The sequence below is a fragment of the Coxiella-like endosymbiont genome (assembly GCF_024730665.1).
Lineage (GTDB): Bacteria > Pseudomonadota > Gammaproteobacteria > Coxiellales > Coxiellaceae > Coxiella.
The window spans coordinates 490,107-512,500 of the sequence record NZ_CP084737.1; the positions used below are offsets into that span (position 1 = coordinate 490,107).

Here is a 22,394-nt window from a genome sequence, read left to right on the forward strand (position 1 = left end):
TTTAAAATGAATAAACAATGCTACACCTTTTAATCTCCACCCTCTCTGCAATGGGGGGCGGAGATAGGGGATGGGGAAGTAATCTATTCAACGAACACTCATACTAGATGAGTCTCTCATTTCCATATCCCAATTTTATTCGAGCTCAACTTTAGCGCCTGCTGCCTCAAGCTCTTTCTTAATTTTTTCAGCGTCTTCTTTGTTAACGCCTTCCTTTACCACACCTGGAATGGATTCTACTAAATCTTTAGCTTCCTTCAATCCGAGACCGGTGATAGTACGAATTGCCTTGATCACTCCTATCTTATTTTCACCGAAGCTGGTCATTTTCACGTTAAACTCAATTTTTTCTTCAGTAGCTGTAGGCTCATTGCTCATTGCGACGGAACTTGTAACGGCAACAGCTGACCGAGCAGAAACACCGAACTTTTCTTCCATCGCTTTAGTCAAGTCGACTACATCCATCACACTCATCTTGGCCACTGCTTCTAAAATGTCATCTTTTGTTATTTGAACCATTTCATTTACTCCAAAGTTTAAAGTTATGACGCTGCTTTTTGATCTCGTATTGCTGCCATAACATGAGTTACTTGCACGACCAACTCATTAAGCACACTAACAAACTTAGTCATCGGTGCTAACATAACAGTAGCTAATTGACTCAGTGTCTCATGATAAGAGCGAAGACGTGCAACAATTTTTAATTCATATGCCGGCAGTAATTTACCGCCTAATGCCAATGCTCTCACTTCAAGATGTTCGTGATCCTTAACAAACTTTTCGATCAAACGAGCAGCAGCTCCCAGTTCTTCTTGTGAGAAAAACAATACAATGGGACCCGTTAGCACTCTTTCGAGACATGCATAGGGCGTCCCCTTAAATGCCCGGCGCGCAAGGGTATTACGGTACACACGCATCGTCACACATTGATCACGCGCTATTTTTCGCAACTCGGACATTTCAGAGACAGTTAAGCCACAATAATCAGCAGCCACTGCAGAAACCGCCTGATTTGCAATACCTGTCAATTCTGCGACAATTGCCTTTTTTCGTTCGAGATTTAAAGCCACCGTCTCTTCTCCCATTTTCTGAAAATAGCTTGCTTGCACTACCTCGGCAAAACCTCAGGCGACCATTTGTCTGAACGAGCTACCCATAAATAGCCTTCTAAACCGAGACACTCACAGCCCCCCATGGTCATTACGGGACATTAATAAATTGCCGTCTCCTGAGAGAATTTACTATGTTCTACCACTCTATCACCCTCAGCCTAGGTGATAGAGTGTATTTATTCTATCGTTGATCGATCCACAATAACTCCAGGACCCATCGTACTCGATAAAGTTAATTTCTTTAAATAAGTTCCCTTAGTAGCATTCGGTTTTAACTTTTTAACATCTGCAAACAAAGCTAACAGATTTTCTTCTAAGGCTTTTTCTTCAAAGCTTACTTTTCCAATCGCGCAGTGGATAATACCATTTTTATCAGTACGATATCGAACTTGACCTTGTTTTGCGTTTTTAACAGCAGCTGCAACATCGCTGGTGACTGTACCTACTTTAGAATTTGGCATCAAACCACGCGGCCCCAATATCTGACCCAGCTTACCCACCACCTGCATAGTGTCTGATGTCGCTATCACCACATCAAAATTAACTTTACCGCTTTGAATCTGTCCCGCCAGATCATCTAATCCAACCACATCAGCACCAGCTTCTTTGGCTTTTTCCACATTATCACCTTGAGCAAAGACTGCTACTCTCACGGTACGGCCCGTGCCATGAGGAAGCATAGTAGTTCCACGAATCATCTGTTCTGATTTATGGGGATCAATACCGAGATTAATAGCCACATCAATGCTTTCATTAAATTTTGCTCTTGCGCAATATTTTATAAGATGAATAGCTTCTGAAAGAGAATATGCTCTACCTTGCTCGATTTTCTCTGAGATCGTTTTTTGTCCTTTTATCATTATATTAACCCTCTAATCCCTCAACGCTAATTCCCATACTACGTGCTGTTCCCGCGATCGTGCGCACAGCAGCTTCTAAGTTAGCAGCCGTGAGATCAGGAGCTTTTATTTTAGCTACTTCCTCTAGTTGTTGTCGGGTCACTTTGCCTACTTTGTCGATATTAGGGCGTGCACTACCGCTTTTACCCTGTAACACCATTTTCTTAAGCAGTACTGAAGCAGGTGGTGTTTTGATCAAAAATGAAAAACTACGATCTGTATAAACAGTAATCACAACAGGAGTAGGCAACCCTTTTTCAATATTTTTGGTCTGTGCATTAAATGCTTTACAAAATTCCATGATATTTACACCATGTTGTCCTAGCGCAGGACCAACGGGCGGACTTGGATTGGCCTCACCTGCTTTAATCTGTAAACGGATATAGCGGTTAATCTTTTTAGCCATTATTTCTTCTCACTAGTGGTAGCGCTTTTCAGCTTCCCATTTCATCTTCTTTAATTTTTTTCAACCTGATCAAATTCTAGTTCTACTGGCGTTGAACGGCCCAAAATAAGTACTAACACACGCAAACGGTTTTTTTCATAATTCACATCTTCTACAACTCCACTAAAGTCAGTAAAAGGCCCCTCAACAACCCGAACCAGTTCTCCCGGTTCAAAAAGTACTTTCGGTTTCGGTTTATTTTCCCCTTCTTCCACCCGTTGCAAGATTTGGGCAGCCTCTTGATCAGTAATAGGAGCCGGTTTTTCTGGTGTACCGCCAATAAAGCGCAACACTTGTGGCATGCTTCGGACTAGATGTGAAGTTTCATCATTTAAAATCATTTGAAGTAGCACATAACCAGGGAAAAATTTCCGCTGACTCTTGCGTTTCTTACCCGAACGCATCTCAATCACTTCTTCAGTAGGAATAATGATGTCACCGAAGCAGTCTTCTAACCCTTTCAATCGGATATGTTCTTTTAACACTTTGACTACATAATTTTCATCGCCGGAATAAGTATGCACGACATACCATCGTTTTTCTCGCTCTGCCATCAATTACCCTCTTTGCCCAGTGATCCAAGCGATAGTCCACATAAAAAAGCTATCAATCCCCCACAAAATAAGTGCTGTAACCAAAACCATAACAACCACAAGTAAAGTAGTTTGGATAGCTTCAGTACGCGTTGGCCAAACGACTTTACGCAACTCCATTCGTGCCCCTTTTATAAATCCCCAGGCTTTCTGCCCCTTCTCAGTTTGCGAAGCAATGACTAATAGTACTGCAATCACACCAACATCAACGGCTGCTCGAATTGGCCAAACGATCAGACTATAAAAGTCTGCAATAACCGTTCCAACAAGAGAGACAACGACTAGTAGCCACTTTAAGCCGTCAAATCGTGTCTTTTTTCCTGATGCCCCCTTTGCTGGGCCATATTCGTCTCGCCATTTTGCCATTTAAACCATTATTCACCTATTTCTTCCTAAGCAGGCCAGGAGGGAATCGAACCCCCAACTTACGGTTTTGGAGACCGCCGCTCTGCCAATTGAGCTACTGGCCTTCATAATTAACCTTTTTCCTTATCAACATGCGGTGAGACTAGCACGGTGTAATGCTCAATTTTAGTAGGCATTGGAATAGGCCCACGAATAATTGCCCCTGTCCGTCGAGCTGTCTCGACGATCTCTCTCGTAGAACGATCGATGAGACGATGATCAAACGCCTTCAATCGGATCCGTATACGCTGATTATTGTTAACGACTGCCATAAATTTGTTCCAGATTACCCAATAATTTTCGTTACAACCCCAGCCCCGACGGTTCTACCTCCTTCACGCACTGCAAATCGTAATCCTTCGTCCATCGCTACTGGCGCAATCAACTCCACTGTTACTTTCACATTATCACCCGGCATCACCATCTCGACTGATGACAACGTCAACTCTCCTGTCACGTCCGTCGTGCGGAAGTAAAACTGAGGTCGATATCCCGATAAAAATGGTGTGTGACGGCCTCCTTCTTCTTTCGATAACGCATATATTTCCGCTTCAAACTTTTTATGCGGTGTGATCGTTCCCGGTTTTGCTAATACTTGGCCTCGTTCCACTTCTTCTCGCTTCGTCCCTCTTAACAATATCCCTACGTTATCTCCAGCTTCTCCATGACTCAATAGCTTGCGGAACATCTCTACACCCGTACACGTCGTCTTCGTCGTTGTCTTGATACCTACAACTTCCATGTCATCCCCTACTTTAATCACTCCTCGTTCAATACGACCAGTCACCACCGTGCCCCGTCCAGAAATCGAGAACACATCTTCTATCGGCATCAAAAACGGTTTCTCTATATCTCGTTTCGGCTCTACAAAATATTCATCCATCATATCCACTAACTTCAATACCGACGGTACCCCAAGCTCACTTCTATCCCCCTCTAAGGCCTTTAACGATGAACCCACCACAATTGGAATATCATCTCCTGCAAAGTCATAACTGTTCAAAAGCTCTCGTACTTCCAACTCTACCAACTCTAACAACTCTTTATCATCTACCATATCTGCTTTATTCAAAAACACCACCATGTTTGGCACACCAACTTGTTTCGCCAATAAAATGTGTTCCCGTGTTTGCGGCATTGGACCGTCTGCAGCACTTACTACCAATATCGCTCCATCCATTTGTGCCGCTCCCGTGATCATGTTCTTCACATAATCCGCATGCCCCGGGCAGTCTACATGCGCGTAATGGCGTTTTCCACTTTGATATTCTACATGCGATGTCGCTATTGTTATTCCTCGCGCTCGTTCTTCTGGTGCGCTATCTATCTGGTCAAAAGCTTTTGATTCTCCTCCAAACTTTTCCGCCAGCACCTTCGTCAACGCCGCTGTTAGCGTCGTCTTCCCATGATCTACGTGCCCTATCGTACCTACATTTAAATGCGGCTTCTCTCTTACAAATTTTTCCTTCGACATGAAGATAACCTCTCTTTTTTAAACCCCAAGCTCTAGGTCTAATCTCTAGGTCTAATCTGGAGCCCACAACCGGACTTGAACCAGTGACCTCTTCCTTACCAAGGAAGTGCTCTACCGACTGAGCTATGTGGGCCGAGCGGGTGATGGGAATCGAACCCACGTTATCAGCTTGGAAGGCTGAAGTTCTGCCATTGAACTACACCCGCTTTCAGAAGACAGGAGACGGCGAGTTATCACTAAAACCCTTCTCCTCTGTTCTCTACCTGGCATGGAGGGGGTAGGATTCGAACCTACGAAGGCATAGCCGTCAGATTTACAGTCTGATCCCTTTAACCACTCGGGAACCCCTCCGTTCTAGAAACAAAATACTAAGTGAAAAGCTACCTCCCAGCTTGCCATACAATCTCTAGAACACAAATCGTGTCAAAAATCAAGCGTGGTATTGTGCGTAACAATATGGCAGATGTCAACCCAGAATAAGAAGAAAAATTTAATTCACAGTAGCGAAGCAGTCCAGTCAAAGTAATGCACTATTTTAAGAGGCCTTTCCACTGCTAGAGCAGCCTTATAATCTTCATAATTTTCCCCAACCAGAACAGGGCATAAGGCCCAGCTTGTGGCCTGTTCACAATTGCCGTCCACGCTGATTAGCCCATCCATCCGAATAGCCTTAACATTGGTTGTAAATCGATTGAGCGGAAAAGACAAGCCATACCCAATGGCTTTAATATATGCTTCTTTCAATGTCCAAATACGGTAAAATCCTGCTAACCGCTCCTCGACAGGCAATTTTTGAAGTGCAGCATTTTCTTCCGGAGAAAAAATCGTTCAGCAATTCCATTAACATGAGTATCTTTTTGCATATACTCAACATCAATTCCTACTTTTTGATCCCTCGCAACAGCATAAAGGGCCATTGAATGTGAGTTGGAGAGATTAAATTGCAATGGGAAATGATACGCTAAATAAGGTTTTCCGTATTCATTATAGCGAAACTGCAAAGGAGGTGTCCGCCACAATTCTGGTAAGTACCTCATTAAAATAGCATGTAAAATAGCATGTGAAGTGATGAAGCGTTTTCGATGTTTCATCTGTAAAAAACGATCTGCCCGCACTTTTTCTTCGGAAGATAAAATATTCAATCCTCTTTTAATTTCACCAGCAAGCCATCCTCTTAAAGAAGCGCGCCAAATATGGACTTCGTCTTTTTGTAAAGGAGGCACCTGGCTAACCGTTTTCCAAATTTTCATCTACAAGAATAAAGAACAGAGAATAGAGAACAACTTTCGATACCATAAAACTAGAACGACTAGCGAGACTTTAACATAACTAAACCAAAAGAAACAGTTACTCAATTGAAAAGCGTTTTAAACTCCTATACAATCTAGTTATCCTATGTCAAGAGCGAGGCACTATGAATAATTCCTTGAACACTTATCAGTCTCAACAAAGCACCATCCAAAGCCTCACCGTCACTCAGTTCATGAGCAAGGTTTATTTATGGATGATGTTAGGATTAGCTCTTTCAGCTAGTGTGTCCTATTATCTTTTTTCACATGGTAAGTTATTTCATAAAGTAATTTACACGCCCAGCTTATTTTTGGATTAATCATCGCCCAACTTGTCACAGTTATCAGCTTAACATGGCTCAATCAGCGCCTTTCCGCTAGAACAGCTACCTCTATTTATGTATTTTACACTCTATTGACTGGTATTACTCTCAGTGTCGTTTTGTTTGCATATACAAAACAAAGTGTCTTCGATGCGTTGGCAGTGACGAGTATTGCCTTTTTAGGTTTAAGCACCTTCGGATATACAGTCAAACGCGATTTAGGCCCTATCGGCACTTTTTGCATTATGGGGTTATTTGGTATGCTCGGCATGATTCTATTCTTCTTTTTCATTCCTGGTTTTCATTCTAATACGATACAGCTTACAATCTCAGCTATCGGCGTCATTGTTTTCTCAGGTCTAACCGCCTACGACACACAACGCATCAAACTCACCTATTTCCGCGCTGATCGATTGACAGAAAGTCAGCGACGAAAAGCCGCAATCAATGGCGCATTGATGCTATACCTGGATTTTATTAATCTATTCCTAAACCTACTACGTTTATTTGCACGCCGATAATAGCCTTCTCTAACGGTGCTTTAGAAAGAAAATTTTGAAAAGTGATTGGTTATTGATTAGCAATATCGCGACCAGTGAATAACGACACGAAATCCTTAATAAATTTTTAATAACAAAGATAAAATTACAGACCTTTTCTTTCCGAAAAGGTTTAGCTAACATCTTTAAGAACTAGATCAGAATATCCTGATGCGACTGCTAGCGTTTACTTAAATCACTGAGACAACCCAAACTCTTTGGAAATATCCGTACTCTCTGCTCTAAGGTCTGGCTCGCCTTTTTTCTTGCTGACAAAGAAGCGACTTAACTGCCTCCAATTAAATTAATTAGGAAATGGCCCTTAATTAACCGCGACCTATAATTTAGAGAGTTATCTAGGAGATAAATTGTCAATTTGTCATTCTCCAAGAAAGCTCTATTCTTCAATATCTCGTCTCCTTGCTACCATAAGCGAATAGAAGATACTATCCCTAAATTCATAAGGAAATACAAACAACCAATAAGCAAATGAATCAGGATACCATTTGCTTATGAACTTCGATCACATCCATAGGGGAAATTGGCATAGGTTTTACTTTCGTAGGATGATTCTAGCTCATTATAACTCGAATAAATTTTCTTCCAGAAACTGAAGTTATCAAAAAAATATCGATGCAAACTGATTACCAATTTTAGAGACACCATTTTCCGGATCAGTTACAGGAATATTTTCAGAGATAGGAATGCCTAATGCCTAAACTTCTATAACGAAAATAAACGATTGAAAAATCCCAAATTGCATTTAGGAGACACCGATCTCTGATTTGGGTAACGAAATATCCGCAGTGAATTTCTATTCAATCGTCGACAAACAATTCAGTTTTTTACTTAAATCTTTTGTGATCGCACTCACTAATTAAATTGAGATCTTTCTTTTAGCACTATCCTAAATAAAGACAAAAAAAGAGACGAAGATCGTTACTATATTTATTTTGACTTTATTTTCCGTACCTTTTAATTACATAATCCAGTACTCGCTTCAATCAATTCCCTCTGCAACCCCCTTTTCCAATCTCGGCTCATTCCTTTTTAGTTAAAAACACTACTAATATTTATATTCATAATCTATGTGTTCAATACAAACCCTTGATCTAAAATAAAGCTGGCGATAGGAATCGAACCTACGACCGGCTGATTACAAATCAGCTGCTCTTACCTAACTGAGCTACGCCAGCCCATTACTTCGACTTTTCAGACACCGTAATATTTTCTTTGCACCGACCTTTCCTTAAACTTCCAGCAGGCAGTTTATTGGACTCATATTATATATCACCATCTTAAGACCAAGATTGCGAACTATTTTGATCCACTCAACAGATTCGAGTGAATCTTGAGTTCTTAATCTCCGCTGAAAATAAGTGGTTAATTGATACCAAATATAAGCAATTTACGATCATAAACACTGCATCACCTAAAACGATATCCTATTGTTGTGATATGATTCACGATTCAGCTTAGAGTTTTCTCAATCTTTTAATTTCTTCTTACTATTTTCGGTATCATTCGACAATCTTACCTTAATTACACGCTACAACAACACTACACTCACAACAAGCCATTAAAAGATTGACTAAATATGAGTGGGAGAACCTTGATCGGTATTTTGGTACGTAATACAAGACTGCAGCCTGCTTATCACTATAAACATATTGCTTTCTGCATTCTCTTGCTTAGATGCTTTTTATACTATGCAATAGCTTTCCATATTTCTTGAAAATTAAATTGTGATACGTCTTTTGTTTCCTTTTCGTTAAAAAAAGATATTGTATACTCAACTGTTGGAATTCGCTATCAGGCCAGTACTACCTCTATAAAACAGAGGATAATGAGGCCGAAATAAACATGATTCCCAAAAAATTTGGACAAATAAGCATGAAGAGACAATGACAGTGAATAAAAGCCTATGACTTTGTGCAAAAATAATGAGACTTTCAATAAATGATTTTCCCTGCGCTTTTAGTGCGCTTACCCTTTTAATAAGTAATACCTAAAGCGGAGAAATCTAATGCCTAGATTATTCGATGAAATGGGTAGCGCGATCAAGACGAGCTAATACTAAATCTTGACCAATCAAATATAAAGTAGCATCAATCGGCGGTGACACAGTACCACCTACTACAGCTATCCGAATAGATTGAGACAACTTGCTTAATTTTATCTTGGCTGTTTCAGCTATCTCTAAAATTACCTGATGAATAGGCTCTTTTTCCCAATTTGACAAATTAGCTAATCCATCACGTACTTTCTGTAGCAGCGAAATTATTTCTGGTTGTAACTGATTTTGTGTTACTTTTTCGTCATAATAAATAACATCTTCAAAGAAATAGCGACTACGTTCAGCCATTTCTTTTAAAGTTTTTGTCCGCCCCGCTTGCAAAACAATCACCTGGTCCAAAGCAGGGCCGTGGAGATAATTGATTCCTGCCATCTTTAATTGTTCTGCAAACGCATCGACTATTAAAACAGGACTGAGGGTTTTCAAATAATACTGATTTAACCACAGTAATTTTTCAGGATTAAAGGTAGCTGCAGAAGAGCTGACTGCCTGAATATCAAACCATTGAATCATTTCATCGCGTGAGAATATTTCCTGATCACCACGCGACCAACCTAAACGAACTAAATAATTGATCAACGCCTCTGGTAAATAACCCTGCTCACGATATTGTAAGACGTTGACCGCCCCTTGTCGTTTCGACAAGCGCCCCCCGTCAGGCCCTAAAATCATAGGAACATGGGCATATTTCGGTAATTCTGCACCTAAGGCGCGTAAAATGTTTATTTGGCGAGGCGTATTATTAATATGATCATCACCGCGAATAATATGCGTAATCCCCATGTCCCAATCATCCACGACTACCGTTAAATTATAAGTCGGCGTTCCATCAGTACGTGAAATGATTAAATCATCTAACTCTCCATTCTCTACCATAATAGTACCACGAATCAAATCGTTGAAAACGATTTTACCTTCAGTTGAGTTGCGAAAGCGAATAACAAAAGGGTCGTTTGTTTTGTGTTGCGCTGTATCTCGACAAAAACCATCATAGCGCGGTTTCTGTTTGGTTTTCAATTGTGTATTTCGTAATTCAATTAGGCGCTCTCTCGAGCAATAACAACGATAAGCATACCCCTTATCTAGCAATTGTTGGACAGCTTCGCGATAACGATCCATTCGTTGCGACTGATAATAAGGGCCCTCATCCCAATTAATTCGCAACCATCCCAATCCTTCCAAAATGGCTTTTACTGACGCCTGAGTGGAACGCTCTACATCGGTGTCTTCAATGCGCAAAATAAAAGTTCCATCTCGTTGCTTAGCAAATAACCAACTAAATAATGCTGTACGCACTCCACCGATATGAAGAAAACCGGTGGGGCTCGGCGCAAAACGCGTTCGTATGGGCCTCCTCCTATCTGACTGTTTCATAGGCTTTAGCGTAGCCGATCCTAAATAGAAAAGATAGAGCAGATACGATACCGACAAGGATATGCTTGATTTGCTAAAATTTGATTTCGATAAGGAGCCAAAAAGTCCGTATGGATGGTATATTCAACAAATCGAGCCCGTCATTATTAATTATTTCCACACCCCATATGGTAGATTTTACACCGAAACGACTGAATATGACAATATACTTGGTGATGGCAACGTCATAAGTACAGATAACTTATTGAATTTTAACGTTAATTTTACAGAATGAAAGCTAATTATAAAACCAAATGAAATCATCAGAAGAAACTTCGGGTAAACGTCTATGATTTAATCCAAACACAATATCAATGCATCCTTCTCACTTTTATCAGGAGCTAACTACTGTGGGTGGAAACACGTGTATGCTGTTCGCATTTAAAAAACTATCTAATACTCAACAAAGCAATAAAGGTTTTTCAAAAATTGTTATCTGAGTACACGAAAAAAGTTCGGGTTATCCATCCCTTCAGTACACGAAGGGATTCGACTAAAATTTTGATAAATCTGATAACAGATTAATGATCTCGATGTAATTTTGATAACATACTCTCGATTCAAAATAAAAAGTATAAAGCGTAATCTTTAAGCATATTTAGAGTCGGCACAATAATAGTCCTCTCTTTATAAACACCATAATTGTTCCCCTGCCGCTCCAGGTGTAAAAGCAGGGAAACAAAAAGGCGCCGATCAGTCAAATGAATTCGAAACCACGAACAGGAACAAAAGTTGCTTCTTCAGAATCATCTGGTAAAACGCTAGTTATTGCTTCCAAGTTTTTATGATAGTGTGTTTATCCATGCTGCAAACCTAAATTTTTCGTAAATAAACCCTTTGAACTGAATGATCCATCCCTTTTTCTAAAATTAATTGCGCTCTATTTTTGTAAGGTAGAATATTTTCTTTTAAATTGACTTCATTAATTTCACGCCATATGTGCACAGCAAACTCTGTAACTTCAGCCTCACTTAGCAGAGTTAAATAGTGAAAATACGAATCTGGATCCAAAAATACACTCTTCCAGAAATTCAATACGCGATCAATGTACCATTTTTTGATAATCTCCATTTCAGCATCCACAAATAGAGAAAAATCAAAAAAATCTGAAACGAATACGTTGTTCGGTTGCTGAATGTTTTTTTTATATCAGTCTGCAAGATATTTAATCCTTCCAAAATGACAATATCTGGCTGATCAATAAATTCTTGTTGATTAGGAACAATATCATAGTAATGATGAGAATAAGTAGGAACGGCTATGTGGCGTTTGCCTGATTTAATAGCATGAAGTACCCACAATAAATGCGCCGTATCATAACTTTCAGGGAAACCTTTACGTTTCATCAAGCCCTGGCTTTCCAGTTTAGCATTAGGATATAAAAAGCCATCACTTGTGATGACTTCGACATTAGGGTGGTTCGTCCATCGCGACAATAGCGCTTGCAGTACTCGAGATGTTGTACTTTTCCCTACTGCCACGCTGCCTGCGACTCCAATAACATAGGGTACTTTTGGTTCTGGTTTCCCAAGAAACTGCCCTGTCGCCTGACATAATGATTGCCTTGCAGTAACATAAAAATTCAACAAACGCGATAAAGGCAAGTAAATTTCTTCGACTTCCTTCAAAGAAACAACCTCCGTTTGTCCATGAAGTCTTTCCAGATCCTTTTCTGTTAAGGTCAACGGTGTATCCTGGCGAAAATTACACCATTCTTCCCGAGTAAACTCTAAATAGGGTGTTAACTCAGGTTGGATTGAAGTATTCATAGTGAATCTAACCTCTGTATACTGTTCTCAAACAGAGCATGATATTTCAGTTAGAATACCAATTTTACCCACGCCTTTCTTCATCAAATTTTTTAGAGATTTCTGTATAATCAATTAAATGAAGAATCACCTCGTTATTATTACCGCTTCTCTCATTGTCTGTTACTTTCCAAGTCTTATGTGGGGAGCTTTTCTTCAGACACCCACCAACAATACACTCGAGATTCAAATTGTAGGATTGCCTCAAAAACTATTAAAAAATATTTTCGAGCGGTTGGCGGAAAAACAGGCAATAATTAAAGACGAGTTTACGCCTGGAGCCATCATGAAATTCTACTACGACATTCCTCAAGACATCAAAGAGGGAATAAAACCTTATGGTTATTTCAAGCCACATATTAACTCCTACATTCATAATCGCCAACCCCATTTTTGGTTCAGTCATTTCAGCATCAATCCCGGTCCTCATATGCGCTTTACTCATGTGGAGCTGCGAATTGTTGGTCAAGGAAGTTCAGACATCGTTTTTCAACGAGTTTCCCAACATTTTCCTATAAAATCAGGCGATTTTTTTGACTCGAAAAAATATGAAGAATCCAAAAGTGATTTATTTAACATAGCAGCTACCCGCGGTTTTTTTAAGGCGAAAATGCTCACCAGCCAAATAAAAGTGAATTTGAGTTCTTATCAGGCTAATATTATTATTGTCTTTGATACAGGTTCACGTTTCCGTTTTAACACCACCTGTTTTTCTCCAACGCCTTTTGACAATAGATTCATGCAGCGTTTCTTACAATATCGCCAAGGATATTATTTTAACCAAGAAAAAATAAAACAAACGCGCGAAGGACTAACTAATAGTAATTATTTTTCTACCGCTATCATCACACCAGAGCCCCAAAAAGCAAAAGGCCTGTACATTCCTGTTAGAATTCATCTCCAGATAGAACCTAAAAAACAATATGGGTTTGGGTTAGGTTATGGTACAGATACAGGGCCACGCGCCTTAGTAAGCACAAATTTCCGATGGATTAACCGGTATGGCCACCGCTTTAATGCTTATTTACGTGCTTCTCATGTTAATAGCGCGTTAGTTGCCAGATACTCTATTCCTGGTAGAAACCCTGCTATAGACCAATATACGTTCACTTCTGCTTTTTTAAACCGGGATCAGGAAACAAGAAAAGGAACCAGCGGACGACTCAGTGTCGGTTATCAAACCATTGTAGGAGGATGGCAACAAATTATTTCTTTAACTGAGTTGAGAGAGCGCTATAATTTAACGGGGCTACCGCGTACTAACTCTAATGTCCTTTATCTTTCTACACCTTGGCAACGTATTCACGCCGATAATCTAATTAATCCCAAACATGGTTATAGCTTAGTAGTAACAATCAGTGGTGGGATCAGAAATTTTCTTTCAAAAACTAGTTTTTTCCAAACACGAGTTGACGGTAGGTTTCTTTTTACCTTGCGGAACCAAACCCGTTTTTTGATACGAAGTTCTTTAGGATATACCTCTATCAAGAATATCGACAATTTACCTTTATCATTGCAGTTTTTTGCCGGTGGCGCTCAAAGTGTGCGAGGTTTTAGTTATAATTCCATTGCCTCCGGGCGCTGTTTAATCGTGGGTAGTTTTGAAATCCAACAAAAAATTATGAAAAGTTTTTATTTAGCTGGTTTTATTGATACAGGGAATGTTAGTAATCAATTATCAAAACGAAAACTCAAGATCGGTTTAGGGCCGGGGTTTGTGTTATTAACACCGGTTGGCATGTGTGAACTTACAATCGCCAATGCGATTAATGAACTCAGAAAGCCGTGGGTCATTCAATTTTCCATAGGATCTCCGTTATGATAAAACGGGTTTTTGGAGTTATTATCACTATTTTCATTCTGATGGTAGTAGCCTTCTCGATATTAGTGAGTACGTCTGCTGGTTTAAGCATGAGTTTGCAGCTAGCAAAAAATTCATTCCAGGGAAGTTGAATTATTCCACCGTTTATGGGACTTCAAAAGGAGCTGTTACGGTAGTGCAGTTTGACTATTACTACCAGGGAGTCGAAATTAGTATTGATAAATTACATCTAAATTGGCACCCAATTGCCTTACTAAGAGGCACATTATATATTACTCACCTAAATGCGGAAAATATAAAAATTATATTGCTTCCTTCTCCGGAAAAGAAAAATAAAAAAGAAAAAATTAATCCTCTTCTTCATCAGAGATTTCCCTTATCTCTGGAGATTGAAGAAGGTTATTTAGAAAATATAAGAATAGATCAAAAAACAGAAACACATCCGGTGCTTGTCAGAAATCTTCGGCTAAAACAAATCAATATCAGCTACTCATTGGCCAGTACTATTGACGCCAAAATTATCCAACCTTTTATTATCAATCTTCACCTCTCATCAACAGGCACGCGCGATAATTACCACTTCTTTCTTACTGCAAAGAAGAACGCTGATCTTCATTGGCTGATCGACGGCAAAGGGACACGTCAATGGATTGAACTTAAGATGCATGAAGCTCATACATTGGATGGCCATCTCAACGCTTTTATGAAAATCAATTTTGAACCCCTATTGAAATGGCAAATCAACACAGATGTCGCCCATTTAAATTTGCGTCGTTTCTATAAAAAGTGGCCACGAAAATTAACTTTTCAACTTAATACCACAGGGTGTTGCAAGATAAATCAATTCTTTAATTTTACTATATCGGGACTGCTACAAACTCCAAAAACTTACTTCCATATCACCGGACAACATACGCAAGCCTGGGATTTGAATTGGAGTGTTGATATCGGTGATTTTTCTAGACTGCTTACCACTGCGAGCGGAACTTTGAAGGGTTTCGGCTCTATTACAGGGCCGACACAATCTCCTCTGATAACAGGAGATTTGTCAGGAAAGAATATCAAGTTATTTAACTGTTATGTTGCCGCGTTAAAAAGCCATTGGTGTTTTGATACCAGTTTTAATCAAGATTCTAAAGCCAAGTTTAATTTCCACCACCTTACAATACCTTTTTTCAACTTTCCAGACTAGAAATTAACGCGAGCGGAGAATCTCATGCGCATCAAATCAGCATAAAGATGCTCATTGATGACACAAAATCAGGAAAAATAGCTCTTAATTCATTATTCCATGAAAATTTTGAAGATAAAATCTGGTGCGGCACATTTACGCGCTTTAGTATCTATTCAGAAAAATTTGGGAAATGGAACATCGATCAGCCGGCAACGGTCATTATTGACTCCAATCACACAACTCTTTTTCCACTTTGCTTGCACTCACGAAATGGTCACTTATGTTTATGCGGTGAATGGGGTAAACGATCTTTTTCTGTTGCTGATATAAAAATTACCATTAATTCTGCTGATCTTGCTTTTCTTAGAACAATTCTTCCTGAAATTATTCAACCTCATAGATGCTTGAAAAGTAATCTTAACATCAGAGGAGCCCTCAAAAAACCTGCTCCAACTGACATATTGGAGCTAAAGCAAGATCATGTAGAATGCCCTGTAGTTAAAACAGCGTCGATACGCATTCAGGCTTTCGTAAATGTAACCACTTCGAGAATAAATTATCGATTTTATGGTTACTCTCAGAACCAACCTGTTCAAATCATCGGTCAAACGCGACTCGATTTGCCTGGCTATCCTACGACATTCACCTTGCAAGGCAAGAACATTTTACTAATGAATACTCGTCAGTATGTTATTTATGGAACAGCGAATTTAAGAATTGATATTCTGGGTCGAAGTATCAATATTACAGGTATACTCACAATTCCTAAAGCTATTCTTAAACCTACTACTTTCAATCGTTCTACAGCTATAACTCAGGATGTGGTATATGTCGGTCCAGAAGCTCAAAAACGCTCCCCATGGCAAACGCATATGAATATAAAAATTATGCTCGGCGACCAAATATTTTTAGAGTCTCTAGGGATAAAAGGCCGTTTTACAGGTGAGCTTACGTTACTTAAAATCCCGACTCAGCCATTAATTGCCAATGGCCGTATTATTATTGTAGATGGAACATTTACCACGCATGGGCGTACTTTAGATATCACTCCACATTCATCAGTCAGCTTTATTCGAAATCCTGTCAATAATCCTCTACTGAATGTTCGTGCGATTCGTACCTTAAAGTCTTTACCTGTCTCTCCTGAAATTAGTAATCAAATTATCACCGTAGGGCTTGATATCGAAGGAACTCTTCACAATCCTGAAATAGGGTTGTATGCCTCAGATCCCAATCTCACTCAAGCTGACATCTCGTCCTATTTGATTTTTGGACACCCTGTAAATGCAAATACTCTAGATAACGTTAATCTTCTCGTCGATGCTATAGATACTTTAAACATCTTTGGCAATCAAAAATCGATGAGAAGCATCATTGATGAAATCACCCAAGGCTTAGGCCTTACTGAATTAGGAATCGAATCCCGAACCACCGCATTAGTACTGAGTACCCCAAATAACCATACCCAAAGCGCTTTTGTTATAGGTCGCTATTTATCGCCGCACATTTACATCCGCTATAGCCGAGGCATTACTATTCCCATTAATATTGTTCAACTTCGCTATTTAATCAACAAAAACTGGTCAATTCAAACCGAAGTCAGCTCCGAAGGAAGTGGAGGAGACGTTTTATACACTCTTTAAGGAAATGAAAGATTATAAGTCACCTATAAGTTTTTCATTCTAGCATTTGATTGAGAGTCTGCGCTATATATTGCGATTGCTTTATCTAATCGTCGTATCGGTGATTCAAATGATCCATGTACAGTACTCTCATCGAAATCAACTCGTTCACGCAAGTAGCGTAAGAGAAACAGCGCCGGTAAACCTGCAAAAAAAGTAACCAAATAAAAAGGAGCCCATCCTATATGCTTAACTAAATACGCAGCAACCGGCCCAATAAACACCCTAGTGACTGCCGTGAATCCTGACAGAATAGCATATTGCGTAGCTGAATACTCTTGGCGACAAAGTGCGATTAAAAACGCCACAAAAGCAACCGTCGATAATCCTCCACAAAAATAATCGAAAAAAATAGCGCCAATCATGAGAGGGAAACTCTTACCTACTATAGCAAGTACCATAAAAGAAAGATTAGTAACTGTTTGCAAAAACCCAAAAATCATCAGAGAACGATAGAGCCCTAATCGCGGTGTTAAAAATCCCCCCAAAAGCGCCAAAAAGTGCAGCAATGACGCTAACTAGTTTGTAGGTATAACCCAATTCCAATAAAGTAAAACCTATACCACGCATCAAAAATGCAGTATTTAATGACAGCGCTAAAGCATCATCAAATTTATATGTTAAAATCAACAACAAGATCACCATAATATATTTTCGATCAAGTAATTCTCGAAAGGGAACTATTACGGAGTTCTGAAGCAGCAAGGGCAGACTCACAGCTTTTTCAAGATTAGTGGCTGATAAAGTAACGATGATTTGAGCAAGCATTAGTAAAGACATCAAGAGATAGGTAACCCGCCATCCGTAATTCGCTGCCATAATTAAAGCAAGCCCCCCCAACCAACATCGCTATACGCCCACCTACAGTGGTTACTGCAGCACCTAATCCTCGTTCCCCTTGACGTAATACATCCACGCGATATCCATCGATTGCAATATCTTGCGATGCTGAAATAAAGGCAGCTATCACAGCTACACAAAACATTTCCCACGGTTGTCTGGCGGGGTTCATAAAAGCAATAATTGCAAACGTCAGCGCAAGCCCAACTTGAGCAATCAAAACCCAAGCTCGCCGTCTCCCTACTAATACCATTGGTGTATAACGATCTATTAAAGGTGCCCAGAGAAATTTAACGAGATAGGCATACTGTAGCAGACTCAAACTGCCAATCACCATCAAGCTTACGCCGGAATCTGTATACCATGCCTGCAACGTTCCGCTAAGTAACACTAAAGGCAAAGCAGAAGAAAAGCTCAAAAACAAAACCGCCATAACTCGGCGGCTAAAAAAAAGACAAACTGGAAACTCCTGGTTTAGCTTGTTTCATCTAGAATGATATGAAAATTTTCTACCTCTGTCAAGGTGTATCTTCCATTCAACTAGGCTGCTAGCATTTAGGAGGATGATAGGATTTAGGATATGCAAGATGTATTATTGTTACTGGCTATCACGTTACTCTGACTTTTAGAACGTGTTAACACGACTCGGGTTTTCTTTTGACTTTGATTGAATTCGATAATGATGATTAGTGTCTTTGAATTATTTTCCATTGGAATTGGACCTTCAAGCTCTCATACAGTCGGACCTATGCGCGCTGCTAACGAATTTATTTGTGAGCTTCAAGGCGAACAACAACTTACCTCTATCCATCGATTAGCCATCACTTTATACGGATCGTTAGCTTTTACTGGAAAAGGTCACGGAACAGATAAAGCAGTGGTGATGGGATTAATTGGAGAAGCCCCTGAAACTATTGACCCTGATTCCATCAATAGACGAATAAAGAACATTGAAGAGAAAGGACAACTTATTCTACCCAATCAATATTGCATTGATTTTTCAATTCAAAATGACATCATTTTCGATTACAAACAGATTTTTGATTTTCACCCAAATGGCATTGAATTCACAGCCTATAATAAACAAGGTGATCTTATCCGAAGATCACTTTATTTTTCTATTGGTGGAGGATTTATTATTAAAAATGGAAAAAAAATTTATCCGTTTCAAACGATAGCACAGAAAACATTCCCTTTCCTTTTAATTCGGCTGCTGAACTTATCGCGCACTGCCAAAAAAGTCGTTTTCAATTGCCGATATCATGCTAGCAAATGAAAAAACATGGCGCGATGGAAAAGTCATCATACAAAAATTACAGGGCATTGCAAATATGATGGAAAATTGCATTAAAAAAGGATGTAAAGCTGACGGATTTCTCGAAGGACCACTACATGTTCGACGCCGAGCACCCTTACTTCATCGCAAATTGTTAGCTCTTGGACCACCAAGTTCAGCACATCCTCAAACGATGAATTGGTTAAATGTTTATGCAATGGCAGTTAACGAAGAAAATGCGTCGGGTGGCCGTGTAGTTACAGCACCGACAAACGGGGCCGCAGGAATTATTCCGGCAGTTTTGAACTATTACAAATATCTTTGTGAAGAAGCGACGGAGCAAGGCATCATAGATTTTTTACTGACAGCGGGAGCAATTGGAATTTTGTATAAGAAAAACGCATCTATTTCTGGGGCTGAAATGGGCTGTCAGGGTGAAGTGGGTGTGGCTTGTTCGATGGCCGCCGGTGCGCTAGCTGCTGCATTAGGGGGAACAATTTTACAAGTTGAAACCGCAGCAGAAATGGCTATGGAACATAATTTAGGTCTTACTTGTGACCCGGTTGGCGGTCTCGTACAAATCCCTTGTATTGAACGCAATGCAATGGGCGCTGTCGAAGCCGTTAACGCAGCACGATTAGCACTAGCTGAAGATGGAGAGCATAAAATCTCATTAGACATGGTGATAAGCACCATGCGAGAAATCGGCCTGAATATGAATACGATTTATAAAGAAACTTCGAAAGGTGGTTTAGCAGTCGCTGTTAATATCACGGAATGTTGAGGTCTTTTTCTAAAATCTTTTGTCTGCAATAGCCACTAAGATACATAGGATGATCTTTGCTTTGAAATAAAAACCTGGCGGTGACCTACTTTCACATGGAAACCCACACTATCATCGGCGCAGAGCGTTTTCACTTCTGAGTTCGGAATGGAATCAGGTGGATCCCCGCTCGCTATGGCCGCCAGGAAAACTAAGTATAAGTATAAGTATAAGTATAAGTATAAGTAAAGGCTTTCAAAAACCATTTAGGGTTGTATGGTCAAGTCGCACGATTAATTAGTACAGGTTAGCTCAAAACTCATTACTGAGCTTCCACACCCTGCCTATCAACGTTGTAGTCTTCAACGAATCTTTAGGGACCTTTTAAGGTCCGGGAGATCTCATCTTGAGGGAGGCTTCCCGCTTAGATGCTTTCAGCGGTTATCCCGTCCGCACTTAGCTACCCGGCAGTGCCACTGGCGTGACAACCGGAACACCAGAGGTGCGTCCACTCCGGTCCTCTCGTACTAGGAGCAGCTCCTCTCAAATCTCCAACGCCCACGGTAGATAGGGACCGAACTGTCTCACGACGTTCTAAACCCAGCTCACGTACCACTTTAAATGGCGAACAGCCATACCCTTGGGACCGGCTACAGCCCCAGGATGTGATGAGCCGACATCGTACATGATTCCATATTTTCATATGGCGTAGACTATATCTTCATCCTGCATTGACCTTAAACTTTTGCGAGTCATAGTCTAATTAAGACAAACAGGAGTCGGCGTATTACCCATTTCAATTGCCTCGAATGGATCTCCCCTTTCAGGTCAGTCGTTACAGGGTCATAATGCTAATTCATATCGAGCACACAGCTTCTACGTGGCACAATCGATATAAAACCCACCATCAGTGCCTTGTCTGATTTTTAGTGGAGTTAAGAGAAGAGCATATCATTAACTTAACTTCCTACCAAAACGGCGTGTTGTTTAGACATTAGACTTCCCACGGTATTGCCGGGTAATAAATTTGAGATATAAGAGATGCCATCACTAAATTTACACTGACGGTTTTACCGTTATAAGCCGAATTTTTGGTACAGAATTACTTCTGTAGCACCCCGATTAAGTTAAGGTGCCAAACACCACCGTCGATATGAACTCTTGGGTGGTATCAGCCTGTTATCCCCGGAGTACCTTTTATCCGTTGAGCGATGGCCCTTCCATAAAGAACCACCGGATCACTAAGACCTACTTTCGTACCTGCTCGACTTGTCAGTCTCGCAGTCAAGCACCCTTATGCCTTTGCACGCATTGCACGATTTCCGACCGTGCTGAGGGTACCTTTGTACTCCTCCGTTACTCTTTAGGAGGAGACCGCCCCAGTCAAACTACCCACCATACACTGTTCCTAACCCGGATGACGGGTCAAGGTTAGAACCTCAAATACACAAGGGTGGTATTTCAAGATTGGCTCCACCGGAGCTAGCGCTCCGACTTCAAAGCCTCCCACCTATCCTACACAGGCATATTCAAAGTTCAGTATAAAGCTATAGTAAAGGTTCACGGGGTCTTTCCGTCTAGCCGCGGGTACACTGCATCTTCACAGCGATTTCAATTTCACTGAGTCTTGGGTGGAGACAGCGTGGCCATCGTTACGCCATTCGTGCAGGTCGGAACTTACCCGACAAGGAATTTCGCTCATAATCTTAACTTAATTCAATAAAAAAATTGAATAAGCTGAAAAGTATCCTACTTTTCCTGCATGTCGCCATGCAGAGGGGACTATATCTTCACCAACGAAAATTAGTGTTTGGCATGTAGTCTCTGAGGATTCTGATATTTCAGTCTTTCCTGCTGATTGTCCGCACCTGTTAGATTTTTACTGTTTCATACAAAATTATCCTATCCTAAATAATCTAAGATAGTCATATAAAACAAGTACTCCAGGATACTCGGAGTTTCCAGCATATAGCCAAATTTTACTAAAGCAGCGATATTAATTCTACCTTAGGCAATTTGTTACTTCCCTACCTTCCCTTTAACAAAAAGTTGAAAAGATCTGGTCATTTCTGCCAGATTCTCTATGTCGCCACAGAGGTCGGACTATATCTTCACCAACGAAAATTAGTGTTTGGCATGTAGTCTCTGAGGATTCTGATATTTCAGTCTTTCCTGCTGATTGTCCGCACCTGTTAGATTTTTACTGTTTCATACAAAATTATCCTATCCTAAATAATCTAAGATAGTCATATAAAACAAGTACTCCAGGATACTCGGAGTTTCCAGCATATAGCCAAATTTTATAACAGCCACTAAGCGGTAGAATAATTGATTTAATTAATATCAATAAATTAAGCTTATTTAACCGTTATAGTTACGGCCGCCGTTTACCGGGGCTTCAATCCAGAGCTTCGTCCGAGGACTAACTCCATCATTTAACCTTCCGGCACCGGGCAGGCG

The 22,394-nt window shown here is 40.2% G+C and carries 17 protein-coding genes, 5 tRNA genes, 2 rRNA genes and 3 pseudogenes (1 of these 27 only partly in view); 5 read left to right on the plus strand and 22 right to left on the minus strand.

The genetic code is table 11. From position 1 onward, the window contains the following. Nucleotides 1-135: 135 nt before the first annotated feature. From rplL to LG660_RS02200, 14 genes and pseudogenes are all read right to left on the minus strand, one after another. A complete protein-coding gene (rplL, locus tag LG660_RS02135; RefSeq protein WP_258267690.1) occupies nt 136-519 on the minus strand; it encodes a 50S ribosomal protein L7/L12 in 384 nt (127 codons plus the stop codon). Nucleotides 520-542: 23 nt separating this feature from the next. Further along, nucleotides 543-1,070 carry a 50S ribosomal protein L10 gene (rplJ, locus tag LG660_RS02140; protein WP_258267720.1) on the minus strand — a complete coding sequence of 176 codons (528 nt, stop codon included), beginning with the start codon at nt 1,068-1,070 and terminating at the stop codon, nt 543-545. A 218-nt stretch (nt 1,071-1,288) separates the two neighbouring features. Next, nucleotides 1,289-1,972 carry a 50S ribosomal protein L1 gene (rplA, locus tag LG660_RS02145; RefSeq protein ID WP_258267691.1) on the minus strand — a complete coding sequence of 228 codons (684 nt, stop codon included), beginning with the start codon at nt 1,970-1,972 and terminating at the stop codon, nt 1,289-1,291. Between the two features lie 4 nt (nt 1,973-1,976). Then, entirely contained in the window at nt 1,977-2,417 is a 441-nt protein-coding gene (gene rplK, locus LG660_RS02150) for a 50S ribosomal protein L11 (RefSeq protein WP_258267692.1), read from the minus strand. Between the two features lie 50 nt (nt 2,418-2,467). Continuing rightward, nucleotides 2,468-3,010 carry a transcription termination/antitermination protein NusG gene (gene nusG, locus LG660_RS02155; RefSeq protein WP_258267693.1) on the minus strand — a complete coding sequence of 181 codons (543 nt, stop codon included), beginning with the start codon at nt 3,008-3,010 and terminating at the stop codon, nt 2,468-2,470. 3 nt (nt 3,011-3,013) lie between these two features. Continuing rightward, nucleotides 3,014-3,415, minus strand: coding sequence for a preprotein translocase subunit SecE (gene secE / locus LG660_RS02160; RefSeq protein ID WP_258267694.1), 402 nt, complete (start codon nt 3,413-3,415; stop codon nt 3,014-3,016). Between the two features lie 31 nt (nt 3,416-3,446). After that, nucleotides 3,447-3,519, minus strand: a tRNA-Trp gene (locus LG660_RS02165). A gap of 15 nt (nt 3,520-3,534) precedes the next feature. Further along, nucleotides 3,535-3,726, minus strand: a pseudogene (rpsJ, locus tag LG660_RS02170) (30S ribosomal protein S10); the annotation flags it as partial. 14 nt (nt 3,727-3,740) lie between these two features. Continuing rightward, nucleotides 3,741-4,928: an elongation factor Tu gene (gene tuf, locus LG660_RS02175; RefSeq protein ID WP_258267687.1), complete on the minus strand. Its 1,188-nt coding sequence runs from the start codon at nt 4,926-4,928 to the stop codon at nt 3,741-3,743. Between the two features lie 57 nt (nt 4,929-4,985). After that, a tRNA-Thr gene (locus LG660_RS02180) sits at nt 4,986-5,061 on the minus strand. Between the two features lie 2 nt (nt 5,062-5,063). Further along, nucleotides 5,064-5,134, minus strand: a tRNA-Gly gene (locus LG660_RS02185). Nucleotides 5,135-5,197: 63 nt separating this feature from the next. Further along, nucleotides 5,198-5,279 (minus strand) — tRNA-Tyr (locus tag LG660_RS02190). A 144-nt stretch (nt 5,280-5,423) separates the two neighbouring features. Continuing rightward, nucleotides 5,424-5,717, minus strand: a complete 294-nt coding sequence (locus LG660_RS02195) for a 4'-phosphopantetheinyl transferase family protein (protein WP_258267695.1) — start codon at nt 5,715-5,717, stop codon at nt 5,424-5,426. Then, the gene (locus tag LG660_RS02200; RefSeq protein ID WP_258267696.1) at nt 5,696-6,178 is read right to left on the minus strand and encodes a 4'-phosphopantetheinyl transferase family protein; all 483 of its coding nucleotides are present in this window, start codon (nt 6,176-6,178) and stop codon (nt 5,696-5,698) included. Before LG660_RS02200 ends, LG660_RS02195 begins: the two co-directional genes overlap by 22 nt. Before the next feature lie 382 nt (nt 6,179-6,560). Between LG660_RS02200 and LG660_RS02205 the strand changes: the two genes are divergently transcribed. Further along, a complete protein-coding gene (locus LG660_RS02205) occupies nt 6,561-7,061 on the plus strand; it encodes a Bax inhibitor-1/YccA family protein (protein ID WP_258267721.1) in 501 nt (166 codons plus the stop codon). 1,139 nt (nt 7,062-8,200) lie between these two features. Here LG660_RS02205 and LG660_RS02210 read toward each other — a convergent pair. The 3 genes and pseudogenes from LG660_RS02210 to coaA all read right to left on the minus strand — a co-directional run bounded on the left by LG660_RS02210 (nt 8,201) and on the right by coaA (nt 12,338). Continuing rightward, nucleotides 8,201-8,275: transfer RNA gene (locus LG660_RS02210), tRNA-Thr, on the minus strand. 839 nt (nt 8,276-9,114) lie between these two features. After that, nucleotides 9,115-10,530 (minus strand): glutamate--tRNA ligase, encoded by a 1,416-nt coding sequence (gene gltX / locus LG660_RS02215; protein ID WP_258267143.1) that lies wholly within the window; start codon nt 10,528-10,530, stop codon nt 9,115-9,117. Between the two features lie 852 nt (nt 10,531-11,382). Beyond that, nucleotides 11,383-12,338, minus strand: a pseudogene (gene coaA, locus LG660_RS02220) (type I pantothenate kinase). Between the two features lie 118 nt (nt 12,339-12,456). On the opposite strand from coaA, the gene LG660_RS02225 reads away from it, so the two are divergent. The 3 genes from LG660_RS02225 to LG660_RS02235 all read left to right on the plus strand — a co-directional run bounded on the left by LG660_RS02225 (nt 12,457) and on the right by LG660_RS02235 (nt 17,016). Further along, nucleotides 12,457-14,199, plus strand: coding sequence for an autotransporter assembly complex protein TamA (locus LG660_RS02225; protein ID WP_258267144.1), 1,743 nt, complete (start codon nt 12,457-12,459; stop codon nt 14,197-14,199). 127 nt (nt 14,200-14,326) lie between these two features. Then, nucleotides 14,327-15,391, plus strand: a complete 1,065-nt coding sequence (locus LG660_RS02230; protein WP_258267145.1) for a translocation/assembly module TamB domain-containing protein — start codon at nt 14,327-14,329, stop codon at nt 15,389-15,391. A gap of 41 nt (nt 15,392-15,432) precedes the next feature. Then, nucleotides 15,433-17,016 carry a translocation/assembly module TamB domain-containing protein gene (locus LG660_RS02235; protein WP_507136698.1) on the plus strand — a complete coding sequence of 528 codons (1,584 nt, stop codon included), beginning with the start codon at nt 15,433-15,435 and terminating at the stop codon, nt 17,014-17,016. Nucleotides 17,017-17,039: 23 nt separating this feature from the next. Here the strand turns inward: LG660_RS02235 and LG660_RS02240 are convergent, their stop codons facing one another. Genes LG660_RS02240 through LG660_RS02250 form a run of 3 tightly spaced genes read right to left on the minus strand, consistent with a single transcriptional unit; the run spans nt 17,040 to nt 18,328 of the window. Next, on the minus strand, nt 17,040-17,498 hold the full coding sequence (locus LG660_RS02240) for an MFS transporter (protein WP_258267147.1): 459 nt from the start codon (nt 17,496-17,498) through the stop codon (nt 17,040-17,042). Next, the gene (locus LG660_RS02245; protein ID WP_258267148.1) at nt 17,467-17,823 is read right to left on the minus strand and encodes a hypothetical protein; all 357 of its coding nucleotides are present in this window, start codon (nt 17,821-17,823) and stop codon (nt 17,467-17,469) included. Before LG660_RS02245 ends, LG660_RS02240 begins: the two co-directional genes overlap by 32 nt. Continuing rightward, the gene (locus LG660_RS02250; protein WP_258267149.1) at nt 17,786-18,328 is read right to left on the minus strand and encodes an MFS transporter; all 543 of its coding nucleotides are present in this window, start codon (nt 18,326-18,328) and stop codon (nt 17,786-17,788) included. Before LG660_RS02250 ends, LG660_RS02245 begins: the two co-directional genes overlap by 38 nt. 249 nt (nt 18,329-18,577) lie before the next feature. On the opposite strand from LG660_RS02250, the pseudogene LG660_RS02255 reads away from it, so the two are divergent. Further along, a pseudogene (locus LG660_RS02255) lies at nt 18,578-19,955 on the plus strand (L-serine ammonia-lyase). Nucleotides 19,956-20,027: 72 nt separating this feature from the next. Here the strand turns inward: LG660_RS02255 and rrf are convergent. Together rrf and LG660_RS02265 are read right to left on the minus strand one after the other, a co-directional pair. Continuing rightward, nucleotides 20,028-20,141, minus strand: a 5S ribosomal RNA gene (gene rrf, locus LG660_RS02260). Between the two features lie 69 nt (nt 20,142-20,210). Then, nucleotides 20,211-22,394: ribosomal RNA gene (locus LG660_RS02265) — 23S ribosomal RNA — on the minus strand (it continues 1,829 nt past the right edge of the window).

Excerpts from the sequence above, each read along its gene's own strand:
- rplL (WP_258267690.1), bottom strand. The coding sequence starts at position 519 with ATGGTTCAAATAACAAAAGATGACATTTTAGAAGCAGTGGCCAAGATG.
- rplA (WP_258267691.1), bottom strand. The coding sequence starts at position 1,972 with ATGATAAAAGGACAAAAAACGATCTCAGAGAAAATCGAGCAAGGTAGA.
- rplK (WP_258267692.1), bottom strand. The coding sequence starts at position 2,417 with ATGGCTAAAAAGATTAACCGCTATATCCGTTTACAGATTAAAGCAGGT.
- nusG (WP_258267693.1), bottom strand. The coding sequence starts at position 3,010 with ATGGCAGAGCGAGAAAAACGATGGTATGTCGTGCATACTTATTCCGGC.
- secE (WP_258267694.1), bottom strand. The coding sequence starts at position 3,415 with ATGGCAAAATGGCGAGACGAATATGGCCCAGCAAAGGGGGCATCAGGA.
- tuf (WP_258267687.1), bottom strand. The coding sequence starts at position 4,928 with ATGTCGAAGGAAAAATTTGTAAGAGAGAAGCCGCATTTAAATGTAGGT.
- LG660_RS02200 (WP_258267696.1), bottom strand. The coding sequence starts at position 6,178 with ATGAAAATTTGGAAAACGGTTAGCCAGGTGCCTCCTTTACAAAAAGAC.
- gltX (WP_258267143.1), bottom strand. The coding sequence starts at position 10,530 with ATGAAACAGTCAGATAGGAGGAGGCCCATACGAACGCGTTTTGCGCCG.
- LG660_RS02225 (WP_258267144.1), top strand. The coding sequence starts at position 12,457 with ATGAAGAATCACCTCGTTATTATTACCGCTTCTCTCATTGTCTGTTAC.
- LG660_RS02240 (WP_258267147.1), bottom strand. The coding sequence starts at position 17,498 with ATGATTTTTGGGTTTTTGCAAACAGTTACTAATCTTTCTTTTATGGTA.
- LG660_RS02245 (WP_258267148.1), bottom strand. The coding sequence starts at position 17,823 with ATGCTTGCTCAAATCATCGTTACTTTATCAGCCACTAATCTTGAAAAA.
- LG660_RS02250 (WP_258267149.1), bottom strand. The coding sequence starts at position 18,328 with ATGGCGGTTTTGTTTTTGAGCTTTTCTTCTGCTTTGCCTTTAGTGTTA.